Genomic DNA, 14,213 nt, shown 5'->3' with positions numbered 1-14,213 from the left:
CTGTGCCGAGGCGGCATCGCGTGATAGACTTCACATGAGCGGTTCCGGTGCGCCTGAGGAGGGTGGGTGAGCGACGCCGAGGTCACATCTGGTCCTGCGTCTGAGGACCAGCGCGATCGAACAGCCGAGCGACGCGGCCGGCTCGCGTTCGGCGTTGCGCTGCTCGTGCTGCTCTTGGCTTGCGGCGTGACCACCATCGTCCAGACGTACACGACGAAGACTCCCGAGCAGATACAGCGCATCACGCGCAACCTCGAATGTCTGCAGTGCCATTCCGAGCTCATCCCGCAGTTCTCGTATCCGACGGTGCACGATCCCTTCATGCGCAAGGACTGCACCACCTGCCATACGCCTCACGGCCACGTCGAGGTCACATCGGTCATCGCTGGCGCGAAGCAGGTGTGGCAACGGGTGAAGACGCTCGTCGAGTGGCTGCCGCTCAAAGTGGTGCTCGACGTCTTCTCGACCGGCGAGAGCAAGGTCGGGGAGGACCAGGGCGGGCAGGTCGTCTCGAAGACCGAGAAGAAGGTGAAGGGCAAGGACTCCGAGCCGACCCTCCCGAAGAACGAGCTGTGCTGGATGTGCCACGGCGACATGGGGCCGCTGCTGTCAGAGGACTACCCTCACGTGCCGTTCGAGGAAGGCCGCTGCACAGAATGCCACGAGCCGCATGCGTCGAAGTTCCGCGCGCTGCTGACGCAAGACGAGCGCGACCTGTGCGTCACCTGCCATCCGATCGGCCGAGAGCTGAACCGCGAGCAGGTCCATCCGCCAGCAGGAGGCCGCTGGTGCCTCAACTGCCACGATCCTCACGCGTCGGGATATCGGGGCATTCTGGTGGACAACCAGCGCGACCTGTGCTTCACCTGCCACCCATCGGTCGCTCCGCTCTCTCTCAAGCCGGTGCAGCACCACCCGTTCTTATACGACAACTGCACGGGCTGCCACGAGCCGCACGGCTCCGACTACACGCCGCTTCTCATCGAATACCAGCCCGGGCTGTGCTACCGGTGCCATCCAGGCATCAAGTACGACTTCTTGAAGCCAAGCCATCACCCGGTCGGAACGGTCGAACTGAACTGTGCGGACTGCCACAACCCGCACGCAGCGGACTACCCAGCGCTGCTCTCCGCGAGAAACAACGCGATGTGCTACCAGTGCCACAAGGCGGCCATCCAGGCGACGTACGATCGCAGCGCGCACTTCCAGACGCTGTGCGTGCGCTGCCACACCCCGCACGGTTCGAACTGGGCGCCGCTGCTGATCAAGCCGAACCCCGAGGTCTGTTTCCAGTGCCATGCGCCGACGTACTTCGACGAGTCGTCTGCCACCGAGTACCGGAACAACCATCCCGTCCGGCCGACGCACTACGACGTGAAGGCGCGCAGACCGCTCACGTGCACGTCGACCTGCCACAATCCGCATGGGACGCAGCACAACTACATGTTGCGCAACTACGACTTCCCCAAGGACGGGAACTGCCTGATCTGCCATCGCGTGGTGCCGGGCAAGCGGGTCGGAATCGACTTCTAGCGAGCCACCGTGTGCTGCACGCGTGTCGGCTCGTGCGCTGTTCAAGCGGAAAGGCGGCTGCCGTCCGAGCGCAGTCACTCGTGACGTACGTCACTATTGACATGCCGGAGGGAGTCCGCTCATAATTCACGTACCGCGTCTCCGGGAGTGAGGGGCGCACCGATGGTGCGCGGTTCGGAAGCGATGACTCGCTGCCCGTGATTTGGGCGCCTTGGGCGGCGATGAGCTGGTGGCGCAACCGGCCGATGCCTGTCAGCAGGGCAGCGCATGGGTGCCGTGACCAGCCAAGAGCCCCTCTGCCGCGCTGACAGCACCGAACGTGGTCGGCGTGAGGCGAGAGGGGAGTCATGAGAAGGACAGTGCTGTTCGCCGTAGCGGTGCTCGTCGTGTGCGCCGCCGTGACCGGTGTCGCGTACGCGGCCGCTCCAGCAGAGAACTCGGTGTGTCTCGGGTGCCATTCCGTGTCCGGAGGCAGTTCTTCGAAAGCGGTCGACTTCCGCGCGCCGGTCTCGTTCGCCAAGTGCAACGCCTGTCACGCGATGAGTCCTGACGCTGGGATACACGAGAAAGCGGTCGACTCTCCGTGGTGCAGCCAGTGTCACGGACGGACAGACGCGAACACCGCGTGGCTCGGGCAGTACTACGATCCCGTCGCTGGGAGATTCGCGTCGTCAGCGTCCCTCATGACGTCGCCAGAAGAGCTTCACCGGATCCACGGTGATGCTGACTGGGTCACGAGCGGCGTGTTCACCAGCCAATGGTGCAAGAACTGCCACCTCGCCGCGTCGTGCGACGCGTGTCACGAGGCGCCTGCGACGCACGGCGGCCACGTAGTCGCTCAGTCTACGGTCGCTTCGTACGCGCCGGTCGCGAGCCAGGTGTGCACGGGAGCCGCAGGCGCGGTCTTTATCGAGAGCACGTTCAACTACGGAACGCGCCCCGTGACGTGCTACGCGTCTGCGTGTCACCCGAAGACCGCGATCGAGTCGGGCGCCGACCTTCCTGCCTGCACGAACTGCCATGAGCCGCTCGACCAGCACTACACGCCTGACACGCACCTGAGCACGTGGTCCATGGACGGCTGCATCGCGTCAGGGTGCCACGACTCGCGCGATCTGGTGGCCGAGCACGAGGCCCGCAGGCCGGGCGAGGGCTGCACGCTCTGCCACGGCAACACCTCCGACCCGCGGTACGCTGCGGCGATCGCGGCGGGCGACACGGCGTGCGGGGCGTGTCACGACGCGACCGCCGGCGATGCGCACCGCTCGATCCACTGGGCGCAGCCGCCGCTCGTCGACGCCGCAGGTCCGCATTACGGGTACTACACGGGCTCGGCGTCGACGGCGCCCACGAACGACTGCATCATGTGCCACACGTCGAACCTCCTCGACGAACACATGGGGACCTCGAACGGCGTGGTGACGAGGTTGCCGCGCTACACGTCGGACGGGACGCCGCTCGACTGCGATTCGTGCCACAAGTCCTCGAAGCTCGAGGTGCTTGACGCGATCGCCACCGGCAAGACCAACTGCGAGGCGTGCCACCCCGTGCACGCCCCGATATCAGGCGCTCATCGGAGCGCCTACACGCCATCTGGCGACCAGGGGTGCAGCGGGTGCCACGCAGCGTCGCTCGTGGACGTGCACGATGGCGTCACTGCGACGACGCCAAGCGGGAAGCCGCTCAGCGGGTGCGATGTCTGCCATGGCTACTACGAAGGCGAGCGCGGGCAGCAGGTGCAGTTCGCGATCGAGGTGGCGAACGACACGCGGTGCACCGCGTGCCACGCCGAGTACCACGCCGGCGCCACGAGCAAGCACACCGCTCGCGACGACGCGAGCATCGATGGGTGCTCGTCGTGCCACGGTGTCGCGGGGCAGCCGCTCGACGTGACGGTCGTGCACAAGAACGCCGCCCTCGGCGGATGCGCGGTCTGTCACGCGAATCCGACGCGGGTGCCAGACATCAGCGCGAAGACGGCCGCGTGCGCAAGCTGCCATACGACTGCTGGCACCGACTACCACCGCGCTTTGCCTGGCGCGCACACCTTCAACGCGATGCCCTCGAGCTGTATCGGCTCGCGTTGCCACGCAGCCAACACGCTGCCCGAGGTGCACGAGCCGTACCTCTCGCGCTACCCGCAGTACGCGACGACGTGCGCTCTGTGCCACCAGAACGCCGATCCTGGCCGCATCGACTGGAGCCGTGCGAGCGCCGATTGCTCGACCTGCCACGAGGTGCACGGCGACATAGCGACCATCCACACGGCTCCGGACAGCCAGGAGTGCGTCGACTGCCACGAGACTGCTGACGTGCGAAGCATCCACGGCGCGACCCAGGACGCGTCATGCGACTACTGCCACAATGAGCAGGTCGCGCTGCCGTCATCGACGAAGTGCACCAACTGCCACGGCGCGCTCAGTCCGGTGGATCCGAGCCACTATCCACCTGCCGCGCACGACGCGTCAGCGGAGTCGGGCTGCGGCCAGTGCCACTACAAAGACATGAAGGCCGAGCACTTCAAGCCGACAGTCGGTGTGACGTGCGTGCAGTGCCACGAGCAGAAAGTCGACGCGTTCACCGCTCCCTGGGACAAGACGTGCGGCGCTTGCCATCCCGTGAAGCATGCGGAGAGGCAGACCAAGCACCAGGCGACGAACACTGCGTGCGCGGGGACCGGCTGTCACGACATATCGAACGTCGATAACATCCACGCCGGTCTGCCAGGCGGAGGCTGCTCTGTGTGCCACAAAGGCCCGGATCAGCCGGCCACCACGACCGACTGCACCGTCTGCCACGCTGGTGTCGGGCCCAACCACCACGAGGCCCATAACGCCTCCGGCTCCAATCCGAGCGGGTGCAAGGGCTGCCACTTCATGTACCTCGATGACGAGCACTCTGCGCTCGGGTACACCTGCCAGACCTGCCACGGCTCGACGGACACCACCGTGCAGGCCGCCATCGCTGCAGGCGATCGCCGGTGTCTGACCTGCCATCCGGACTCGCCGCACAACGCGCGACAGGCATGGGAGTTCACGTCCAAGACGTCCTCAGGCCACCGAGTCTCGAGCGATCTGCCCGGCATGCAGTCGTCGTTCAACGTGAACGGCACGACGTACACGTGGACGCTGCCGGCCGCATCGTCCTTCCTCAAGAGCGGCTGGGCGACGGATTCGGTCATGGGCTGCGATGCGTGCCACACGTACAGCGGGGCGACTGGTCCGCACGGGTCCGCGATGAAGGTCAACATCGATCCGTCGTACCCGACGAGCTGGAAGACCGTATACCTCAGCAACACGTCCAACGGCATGAGCTCGACGACGGTGATCTGTGCGAAGTGCCACGACCTGAATGGAACCTCGGGCTCCTGGAGCAACGGGGTGCATTCCAAGGGCGATCACCAGGGCTCGAGCCGCGGGAAGTGCATCCTCTGCCACGCGCAAGTGCCGCACGGGTGGAAGCGGCCACGCATGTTGGCGTACACCACGGACGGAGCCCCGTATGCGAGCACTGGCCTGACCGGCCTGAAGCTCAAGAGCTATGTGCCCGGCTCGTGGAGCGAGGGCGATTGCTCGACCTCCTGCGGCGAGCACGGGAGCTCGGTCTCTCCGAAGTGGCCGCTCGTCTTGGATCCGACTGCGCCGACGACCGGCGGCTTGACCGGGACGGTCACGAACGCTTCGAGCGGAGCGCCTGTCGCTGGCGCGACCGTGAGCGTGGCTGGCAAGACCGCGACCACGGCCTCTGATGGCTCGTACGCGATCTCTGGGATCGCTGGTGGTGCGTACACCATGACGGTCAGCGCGGCAGGCTATCAGACGTGGTCGTCCACGGTGACCGTCACGAACGGCATCACCACCACCGTGAACGTGGCGTTGACGCCGTCGGCCTCTGGCGGCACGAATCTCGCTCTGAACAAGACCTTCACCGCCTCCAGGTACGAGAGCAGCTCGTACGCGCCGGCCAAGGCCGGTGACGGCAGCGAGAGCACCTACTGGTGGTCGAAGAAAGACGGCGGAGCGTCTGACACCGAGTGGCTGACCGTGGACCTCGGTGCGCAGTACAGCGTGAGCAAGGCAGAGGTCGCGTGGTACGGAGATTACTGGGCCAAGGAGTTCCGCATCTACGTGTCCACCGACAATCGCAACTGGACGCAGGTCTACTCCACCACCTCGGCGCCCAAGGGGACCTCGACGGTCACCTTCAGCGCCAGGAACGCGCGCTACCTGAAGGTCGAGTGCCGGAGGACCGGAACCGGCCGCAACAACGGCTACGGGATCGCCGAGCTCAGGGTGTTCCAGTAGGGGCCGTTCGATCCATCGTGCGAGCACGGGCCGCGGGCCTTTGCCCCGGCCCGCGCTCATTGGAGTGTCGTAGAATGCAGGGCATGGGATCCCGCCAGATACGAACGCTCGTGTGCGTCGCGTGCTGCGCTGCGCTCTTGCTCACAGCGGGGTGCGCACGCGCGAGGAACGTTCCCGCTCAGGAGCCGTCCTCCACTGCGATGCCGATCGACGAGAAGCCGGTGGAGCGCCTACCCTCGAGCACGCCGAAGCAGGCCGTCACCGCGTACCTTGCAGCTGTGCCTGAAGCGTACTTCAGCCTTGAGACGAGCATCGTTGCTCCGTACGTCACCGACGAGCAGGAAGTGCGCGAAGACGCGTACATCGAACTCAACCGCCAGGAGGGCCGGGCACTGGAGATGCGGATGACGGCCTTTGCCGTGCTGGCCGCTGACGAGCCGTCCGAAGCTGCGACGTCTGCGGTCGTGCGCACGAACGAGACCTGGCGCTGGCGGTACTGGAGCCTTGCGAAGCGGGCGCCGTCGACGCAGTGGGCGAACACGGTCTACCAGGTCGAGTACGGGCTGGCGCGAAGCGGCACCGGGTGGCTTGTGGCGCGGACGAAGGTTCTGTCGCAGTCAGGCGACACGACTCCGGCCCCGCTTCCCTAAGGCGCCGTCATGCGTATCGTGTCTCGCGTCTATGACCTCGTGCGCTCCCGTCGCCTTGCGGCGGTGCTGCTGGCTGCGCTCGCTGCGTGGTCGGGCCTGGCGACCCTCGTCCCTCAGAAGGGCTCGACAGGAGGGCGCACTCTGCAGGGCGCCGGAGACTGGCTCGTCCGGGCGCTCGGCCTCGACCACGCGTTCAGCTCGCCGGTGTTCATCGGTCTTGCGGCCGCGCTCTTCGTGTCCACGGTCGCATGTTCGCTGGAGCGAACCGCGGCCGCCGTGCGGTTGTGGCGGCGGGCCGACCGGCCGGAAGCGCACGCACGGCGGCTCGGCGCGCGCTGCGACTTCGTGGTCGAGGCCGCCGATCCCGCCGAGGCCGTGCAGACGGCAAGCGCGGCCTTGCGCGAGGCCGGGCTTCGCGTGCGTACTGCTTCGAGCGAGGTGGTGCTCGCGACATCGTCGCGCCTCGGCGTGTGGGGAAGCCCGGCATTCCACTGGCTGCTCGCGGTGCTCATCGTCGTGATCGCTGCCGGTCAGCTCACGAGGGCCGAGGGGCTCATGGGCGTGCCCGTGGGCGGCGCGCGTCTCGACACGCGCGCGTCGTACGGCATCGTGAGCGAAGGCCCCCTGCACCGCGGCTTCACGATGCTGACGGTCGCGGTGCCCTCGCTCGAGCTCACGCACGTGGTGGACGGCATCGATCGGGGGCCGACGCCGTACGTGGAGCTGTACGACGGCCCCGAGCGGCTCGAGAGCGGCTTCGTCTACCCGAACCATCCGCTCCGATACAAGTCGCTCATCGTCCACTCGAACGACATCGGGCTTGCCGTGAAGCTTATCTCCCCTGATGGCACTGAGACAGACGCGCTTCTCGACTTCGACGAGGCACGGTGCGTCGCCACATCCACTCTCGAAGCGGCCGGTCCGGGAGGCGTCACTGCTCTCCACCTCTCCATACCGCTGGAGACGGTGGGTGGCAGGTGCGTGCGTGCGCTTCCGCGCGAGCCGCGCATCGAGTGGACCGCGACCGGTCCAGCCGGCCGCCGGAGCGGTTCGGTGCGGCCTGGCGAGCGGTTCGAGCCGGTTCCTGGATTCGCCATCGCGGTCGCACGCGTGGGATACTACGCACGGCTCTCGGTGGCGGACGACTGGAGCGTCTATCCGATGTACGCGGTGTTCGTTCTGGCTGTGTTGGCGCTGGCGGTGGCGCTGTTCGCGCCGTACCGGGAAGCGGCTGCGCTGGTTCAGAAAGGGCCTGAAGGCGCGACCGTGCGCATCGGGGCGCGTCACGCCCGGCGGGACCCCAGCTTCCAGCAGCGGGTCCGAGCGTCGGTCGAGCGCGCCTTCAGCGCTTCGTGCGAGTCGTGCGAGAGGAGGTCTCGTGATGACGACTGAGATCATCATCATGTGGGTAGCGGTGACGGCGTATGCAGTCTCGGCGGTCTCGGCCATCGTCGGCTTCGTATTCCGCAAGCCGGCCTTCGAGCGAGCCGCGACCTTCATCGCGCTCGCGGGTCTTCTCGTGCACGCCGCAGGGATCGGCTACCGGTGGGTGCGTGTCGGGCACGGGCCGTTCCTCGGCTTCTACGAAGTCGTCTCGTCGTACGCATTCGTCGGCGTGGCGGCGTTCCTGCTTCTCGTCGCGCGCAAGCGCGCGCTTCAGCCGCTGGCTGCGGCCGTGATGCCGATCGCGTTCCTCGCGCTCGGAGGGGCGATGCTCGCGCCGAAGAGCGACCTTGCGATCACCGGGACCCTCGCGAGCTGGTGGCTCGCGATCCACGTCGCGTTCGCGAAGCTGTCGTACGGATCGTTCATCACCGCGTCTTGCCTTGCTGTTCTCTTCTTGGTGCGGGACAAGCGTCGGACCGAAGGCGACCCGCTTCTCGGCAAGCTCGCGCCCGAAGCGCTCGACGACCTCGCATACAAGTTCGTGGCCGCCGGGTTCCTTTTCCTCGGGATCATGATCGTGGCCGGAGCCATCTGGGCGAACGAGGCGTGGGGCCGGTACTGGGGATGGGACCCGATCGAGACGTGGTCGCTCATCTCGTGGCTCGTGTATGCCCTGGTCCTGCACGCGCGTCTCACGCTCGGATGGCGAGGGCGACGGTTCGCATGGGCGGCGATCGGGGCGCTCCCGGTCATGCTGTTCGCGCTCGTCGGCGTGGCGCTCGTCTACAAGTCCATACACGGCGCCTACCTCATCGGCTACTGAGGTTCGTTATCGGCGGCGTTGAAGACGCGAGTGCGTGAACCGTCCTGGCGCCTGTCATCGCAGGTAACGCATGGTATCGCGTCGTGAATTCGTTACCAATCGCATCAGCGATTATGGTATGCTAACCGAAGACGATTCCGGCGTATCCACGCGAGGAGGTCTCTCGTCCGATGCCAGACGGCCGCAACGCGCCTGACGCGACGCTCTACCGGCTCTCGCTCTACCACTGCTACCTCGGCGAGCTCTTGCGCGTGGGCGCTCCGGAGCGCATCACCTCGTCCGAGCTCGCACGAGAGCTCGGCATCAAAGAGGAGAGCGTGCGCCGAGACATCTCGTTCGTCGGCGAGATCGGTCGGCCCGGCGCCGGGTACCGGCCGGAAGACCTCTACCGCGAGATCACGCGGTATCTCGGCCTGTCCGAGGAGTATCCGATCGTCCTCGTCGGCACGGCGCGCATGCTGGAGTCCTTGCAAGTCGTCTTCCCGTCCGAGCGCTACGGCGTCAAGCCGGTGGCGCTGTTCTCGGAGATTCCCGAAGACGCCGGGACGAGGATCGGCGACCTGACGGTGCAGCACCTTACCGACCTCGCGAGGCTCGATGCCGATCTCGGTGTGAGCGTGGCGCTGGTCGCGTGCTCTCCAGGATGGGTGCAGGTGACGCTCGACCTGCTCGCGAACGCAGGAGTCACAGGCGTGCTGCTGATCACGCCCGTCATACACGTCCGCAAGCCTGAAGGGATGCAGATCCACCAGGTGCGGATGCCGTGCGACATCAAGTCGCTGGCGTGCAAGTGCCAGGTGCCGGTCGGAGCGGGGCGCCCCACGGACTAGTGCACCGCGCGGGCCTCAGGGAGTTGCGGTCGTCTCGCTCTCAGGCCGGTGCCAGTACCAGCGGTCCTTCATGATGGCGGCGAGCTCGGCCTCGTACCTCTTCAGCGTGCCCTTCGGCGCCACGGCGAAGAACCCCACCTGCTGGTCGCCGGTCCTCACGAGGTAGAAGCGCGCGTCGAATGCGGTGCCGTTCGCATCTGTGCCGCTCACATCGGCTGACACGCCTGGTCTGCCGCCGACGGTGATGCTCGTCGGCTCGCTCGCTTCGTACGACTTCCAGTGCCTGTTCTTCGACCTGCGCTCGATAACGCCCTTGAGCTGCTCGGGGAGCGGGACGTCGGTGGCGTCGTACGAAGGATACACCGCGAGCGTGAGCGTATCGGCGAGCTTGTCGCTCTTCGGGAGCTCGGGCGAGGCGTAGACGAGCGTCAGCCCCTGGACCGTGGTGCTCTGCCAATCCGAGCGGATCTTGAAGTGGAACAGGGCGTTCGGGTCAGAGACGTCGACCAGGGTCACCTTCTTGGCGCATCCGGTCGTGGCTGCGAGCAGTGTGGCGAATGCGAGAATCGCGAGTGCAAGAAGGGCACGTCTAGCACGGCTGGTGGTTTGCACGCGCAATCGACCTCCATCACGGAAACAGCGGGAAACGCGATTATACTAGCACAGAGTTCGTGCACGCGAGCACGAACCTGATGTTTCTGCGAGGCGGCCGAACGAAGGGCGGGCAGCGTGTCCGGCTCTGTGCGTGATCAGACGTCGACAGGTGTGCGCGTCGTGGCGGAGCGTGTCGCGCTCGCCCTCGTGCTGGTTGCAGCGTTCGTGTCGCTCAGAGCAGCCGGCGACCCGTATCAGCCGATCCGAACCCTCGTTGTGGCGGCGTCGGCGGTCGCGCTGCTGTTCGCTGCTCCCTCGGCAGGCGGAGACCGGCGTTGGGTCGTCGCCGTGGGGGTCTTCCTCGCGCTTCTCGGGGTCTCTGCGGGAGTCAACGGCTTACCGTCTGCTGTGTGGGGCGTCGAGGGGCGGTTCGACGGTCTCGTCGCGTGGGCGGTCGCGGCCGTCGCCGGGATCGCTGGCTGGCGCATGGGTGCGGCCAGGGCCCGCGACGTGGCTCGGTTTGCGGCAGTGGGCGTCGTCGCGCAGACGTTCGCGCTGGCTGCGCAGACTGCAGCGCACGCACAGCCGGGCGGCTCGTTCGGCAACCAAGCGATCGCTGGCGGGTGGCTTGCGGTGTGCGTTGCGCTCGCGTTCGCTGGCGGCATCGCAGAGCGCGGCGCATGGCGGACGTTCTTGTGGGGCGCTGCGGTCCTCGGGGCCGCCGGGCTGGGATTCGCCGGGTCTCGGGGCGCGTGGGCAGGTCTTGCGGCGGCGCTCGTCGCAGCGGTCGCCGTGCGACGCAAGCCGCGCGAGGTGCTTTTCGCTGGCGTCCTTGTCGCTGCAGTCGTGTTGGGCGCAGTCGTCGCAGGAGGGGAGCCTGCCGCAAAGGTATCGCCGGCGAGCCTCAGCGCGGGATCCGCGTCAGCGCGCCTCGAGATCTGGCGCGGGTCTGTCGCGCTCGTGGCAGACGCGCCGCTTCTCGGTGCTGGGCCAGGGCGGTTCCTGTATGCGTTCCCGCAGTACGAGCCGGTCGAGCACGCGCGCGTTGAGGGTCTCGACGTGCGGGCGGACCAGGCGCACAGCCGGCCGCTGCACCTGGCTGCCGAGGCGGGAGTCCCGGCGGCGCTGGCCTGGATCGCCGTGTTCGCGACGGCTGCGTTTGCTGGCGCTGCTGGGGCGAAGAAGCGCTCGCCGCACGCGCTGGTGCTCCTGTCAGGGCTTGCGGCCTACCTCGGACAGGCCGCGTTCAGCGTCCACGCCATCGAGGTCGACGGGCTCGGCTGGCTTCTTGCCGGGATGCTCGCAGGGGGTGGTTTCGCGGGAGCGACATGGCAGGCGCCGGGCAGACGCACCGTGAACGGAGCGCGCTGGGCCGGTGTCGCGCTCGGCCTCGCTGCAGTCGTGCTGTGTGCGTGGCACCTGCAAGCGGACGTGGCGTACCAGCACAGCGTGGAAGCGTTCGAGCGTGGTGACATGCGGACCGCGCTTTCCCTCGCAGAGCGTGCCGTGCGCAAAGACCCGCTCACGGACGTCTACCGCGTCGCCTGCTCGGACGCGGCCGCATACCTTGGGGCGTATGAGCGGGCGGCGTCGCGTGCTATCATCGAGAAGGGCCTCGAACTCGAGCCAGCATCGTACGATCTTGCGTTGGCGCGGGCGCGCCTCGCGCGGATCGACGGATCGCCGGAGGCTGTGGATGCGCACGTGGCGGCTGCGTCTCTCTACCCGATGGGCATCGCCGTTCGTCGTGAGGCTATCGACGTGTGCCTGAAGGCCGGGCGCACCGAGGACGCACAGCGTCTCGCTTCGGAGATCCTGAGGGTCATACCCGACGATCCGCAGGCGGCTTCAGTCGTCGGGGCGGCGGCGCGATGACGCCCGTCCCGCTCAGAACACGTGCTTTGCGGCGCGAAGCACGAGCGAAAGCGCTCATCATCGTGGGCCTCGCCGCTGCGGTCGCCTTCGTTCTTGCGGCGCTCGGTGGCGTGTACTTCGAGCAGAGCACGCGCTGCGGCGTTTGCCATGCGATGAGACCGTACTCGGCCAGCCATCTGCAGACGCAGCACGCATCGCAGCGGTGCGGAGCGTGCCATTCGAGCGCCGGGCCTTTGGCTGCTCTCGCCGATGGCGCGCGGATGGCAAGGATGCTCGGCGGAGCTGCGACCTTCCACCGGCCCTCGCCCGCGACCATCGACGAACGCGGGTGCGTGTCGTGCCACGCGGACGCGCTGGGCTCGGTGGTGCGGTCGCGCGGCATCGCCGTCAGACACTCGGATTTCGCGGCCACGCGGTGTTCGTACTGCCACGGCGGCACGGGGCATCGCGTGGACGACCGCGCGTACAAGCACCCGGAGATGGACGACTGTTTGACCTGTCACAAAGCGAGCCCCACGAACGTGGCGTCGTGCGACCTCTGCCACGTCGATGACTCGGACACCGCGGTGCGCGCCGCACGGACGGCGTGGCGTGTGACGCACGGTCCGGGATGGGAGAAGACGCACGGGCTCGGCGACCTCGACACCTGTGCGGCGTGCCACACGCGCGACAAGTGCGCCAAGTGCCACGGCGTGCAGGTCCCGCACCCCGACGGGTGGAAGGCCACGCACGGCAGCGGTCTTGGCGAACCGCAGCGCTCGAAGTGCTACAAGTGCCATGCCGCATCGTGGTGCGAAGCGTGCCACGGCGGCGTCCCGATGCCGCATCCCACGGGGTTCATCAAGACCCACTATGAAGACGTCGATCGGCACGGCTACGAGACCTGCATGAAGTGCCATCTCCTCACGGACTGCGAGGCGTGCCACGTTGCTGGTGCGCACCTGAAGCGCCCGGGAATCTCGCCCCACGGAAGGACGCGGTGAGCAATGCAGCCCGACGCGCTCATCGATCGCATCGTGAACGGATGGTCAGCTGCGGTTCGGCTGTTCCCACGCGTTCTGCAGGACCCGCGCGCGTATCCGCGCGAGACGATGATTCTTGCGGCTCTCGTGGCGCTTGCGATCGTGTTCGTGATGCTCACCGGGTTCGTGGTCGCCGATGCGGCCAAGGCGCAGCGGCTGCGGGTGCGGCGCAAGGGGGCCGCGGCGAGGCGGCTCGCCGCCGTCGCTCTGGTGGCAGCCGGCGTGGTGGTGCTGATCTCGGCGGCCCCTACGCTCACCGTCGTCTCGAAGCGCTGCACGACCTGCCACGCCATCGCGCCGGAGGTGGCCGCGTGGAAGCAGGGGGCTCACGCCAGCGTCTCGTGTTACGGGTGCCACGCGCAGCCGGGGCCTCTGGGGGCGGCGGCGTCCTCGCTCGCGCGTGTGCGGTACCTTCGCGGAAGCGGAGAGTCCACGGTAGCGCCCGTGCAGGTGTCGACGCAGCGATGCCTGTCGTGCCACCGGAACATACGCAGCGGTGTGGTCGGGAAGCGCGTGCGCATGCGCCACTCTGATGTTCTCGATGCCGGCTACACGTGCGTTTCCTGCCATCCGCACGCGGGGCATGAGACGCCGAAGAGCCCGGGCGGCATCCAGCAGTCTGCGATGAACGCGTGTCTCTCGTGCCACGACGGGCAAGCGGCACCCGCCGGCTGTGGCACCTGCCATGCGTCGGGCGGTCCGCTCGATACGGCCGAGACCACGGGGACCTCCGTCGTTCGGCTGACGACCCGGTGCACCGGCTGCCACACGCAGCAAAGCGCTCGGCGCTGTGTGGCCTGCCACGGGCTCGAGCTGCCGCACCCCGCGGGATTCATGTCGGAGCACGCAGGGCTCTCATACCGCTCGCCGTCGCTGTGCGCCAAGTGCCACGAGCAGGCGTCACCGAGGATCGCGTGCGGATGCCACCAGGACGTGAACGTGCACGGCACGTACAGCGAGTGGTTCCCGCTGCACGGTCCGATGGCGCGATCGAACGGCCCGGGCGGCTGCCGCTGCCATGATGCATCGTTCTGCGGGTTCTGCCACGACAAGCCGGTGTTCTGAGGCGGCACGACGAATACTGCATAGGCCGTCGGGAAATACGCCGGGGTCGTGGTTGCCCTCGGTCTGCGCCGCTGGTACGATGTTTGCTCGCGCATGAACGAAGTTTAGGTTCTGTTTCCAACATAGTGCGG

General features: G+C 67.4%; 10 protein-coding genes and 1 riboswitch. Of the genes, 9 read left to right on the top strand and 1 reads right to left on the bottom strand.

Annotated features, from left to right (window positions below):
- Positions 1 to 66: 66 nt before the first annotated feature.
- The 6 genes from MX659_RS07035 (at position 67) to MX659_RS07010 (ending at position 9,526) form a co-directional block, all read left to right on the top strand.
- Positions 67 to 1,533, top strand: a complete 1,467-nt coding sequence (locus tag MX659_RS07035; RefSeq protein WP_267192764.1) for a cytochrome c3 family protein — start codon at positions 67 to 69, stop codon at positions 1,531 to 1,533.
- A 167-nt stretch (positions 1,534 to 1,700) separates the two neighbouring features.
- Positions 1,701 to 1,786, top strand: a riboswitch (cyclic di-GMP riboswitch).
- A gap of 94 nt (positions 1,787 to 1,880) precedes the next feature.
- Complete coding sequence (locus MX659_RS07030) at positions 1,881 to 5,837, top strand: galactose-binding domain-containing protein (protein ID WP_267192763.1); 3,957 nt, start codon at positions 1,881 to 1,883, stop codon at positions 5,835 to 5,837.
- 83 nt (positions 5,838 to 5,920) lie between these two features.
- A complete protein-coding gene (locus MX659_RS07025; RefSeq protein ID WP_267192762.1) occupies positions 5,921 to 6,487 on the top strand; it encodes a hypothetical protein in 567 nt (188 codons plus the stop codon).
- Positions 6,488 to 6,496: 9 nt separating this feature from the next.
- Positions 6,497 to 7,879 (top strand): cytochrome c biogenesis protein ResB, encoded by a 1,383-nt coding sequence (locus MX659_RS07020; RefSeq protein ID WP_267192761.1) that lies wholly within the window; start codon positions 6,497 to 6,499, stop codon positions 7,877 to 7,879.
- On the top strand, positions 7,869 to 8,696 hold the full coding sequence (gene ccsA / locus MX659_RS07015) for a cytochrome c biogenesis protein CcsA (RefSeq protein ID WP_267192760.1): 828 nt from the start codon (positions 7,869 to 7,871) through the stop codon (positions 8,694 to 8,696). Before MX659_RS07020 ends, ccsA begins: the two co-directional genes overlap by 11 nt.
- A 170-nt stretch (positions 8,697 to 8,866) precedes the next feature.
- Positions 8,867 to 9,526 carry a winged-helix domain-containing protein gene (locus MX659_RS07010; protein WP_267192759.1) on the top strand — a complete coding sequence of 220 codons (660 nt, stop codon included), beginning with the start codon at positions 8,867 to 8,869 and terminating at the stop codon, positions 9,524 to 9,526.
- A 15-nt stretch (positions 9,527 to 9,541) separates the two neighbouring features.
- Here MX659_RS07010 and MX659_RS07005 read toward each other — a convergent pair whose 3' ends face one another.
- On the bottom strand, positions 9,542 to 10,138 hold the full coding sequence (locus MX659_RS07005) for a hypothetical protein (protein WP_267192758.1): 597 nt from the start codon (positions 10,136 to 10,138) through the stop codon (positions 9,542 to 9,544).
- 162 nt (positions 10,139 to 10,300) lie between these two features.
- Here MX659_RS07005 and MX659_RS07000 point away from each other — a divergent pair, with 162 nt between their 5' ends.
- The 3 genes from MX659_RS07000 to MX659_RS06990 are packed head-to-tail and all read left to right on the top strand — an operon-like array spanning position 10,301 to position 14,082.
- Positions 10,301 to 11,995, top strand: a complete 1,695-nt coding sequence (locus MX659_RS07000; protein WP_267192757.1) for an O-antigen ligase family protein — start codon at positions 10,301 to 10,303, stop codon at positions 11,993 to 11,995.
- The gene (locus tag MX659_RS06995; protein WP_267192756.1) at positions 11,992 to 12,978 is read left to right on the top strand and encodes a hypothetical protein; all 987 of its coding nucleotides are present in this window, start codon (positions 11,992 to 11,994) and stop codon (positions 12,976 to 12,978) included. Before MX659_RS07000 ends, MX659_RS06995 begins: the two co-directional genes overlap by 4 nt.
- A 3-nt stretch (positions 12,979 to 12,981) precedes the next feature.
- Positions 12,982 to 14,082: a hypothetical protein gene (locus MX659_RS06990; RefSeq protein ID WP_267192755.1), complete on the top strand. Its 1,101-nt coding sequence runs from the start codon at positions 12,982 to 12,984 to the stop codon at positions 14,080 to 14,082.
- The last annotated feature ends 131 nt before the right edge of the window (positions 14,083 to 14,213 follow it).

Source organism: Parvivirga hydrogeniphila, from assembly GCF_023371205.1.
Lineage (GTDB): Bacteria > Actinomycetota > Coriobacteriia > Anaerosomatales > Anaerosomataceae > Parvivirga > Parvivirga hydrogeniphila.
This window is presented reverse-complemented; position numbering and strand designations above follow the sequence as displayed.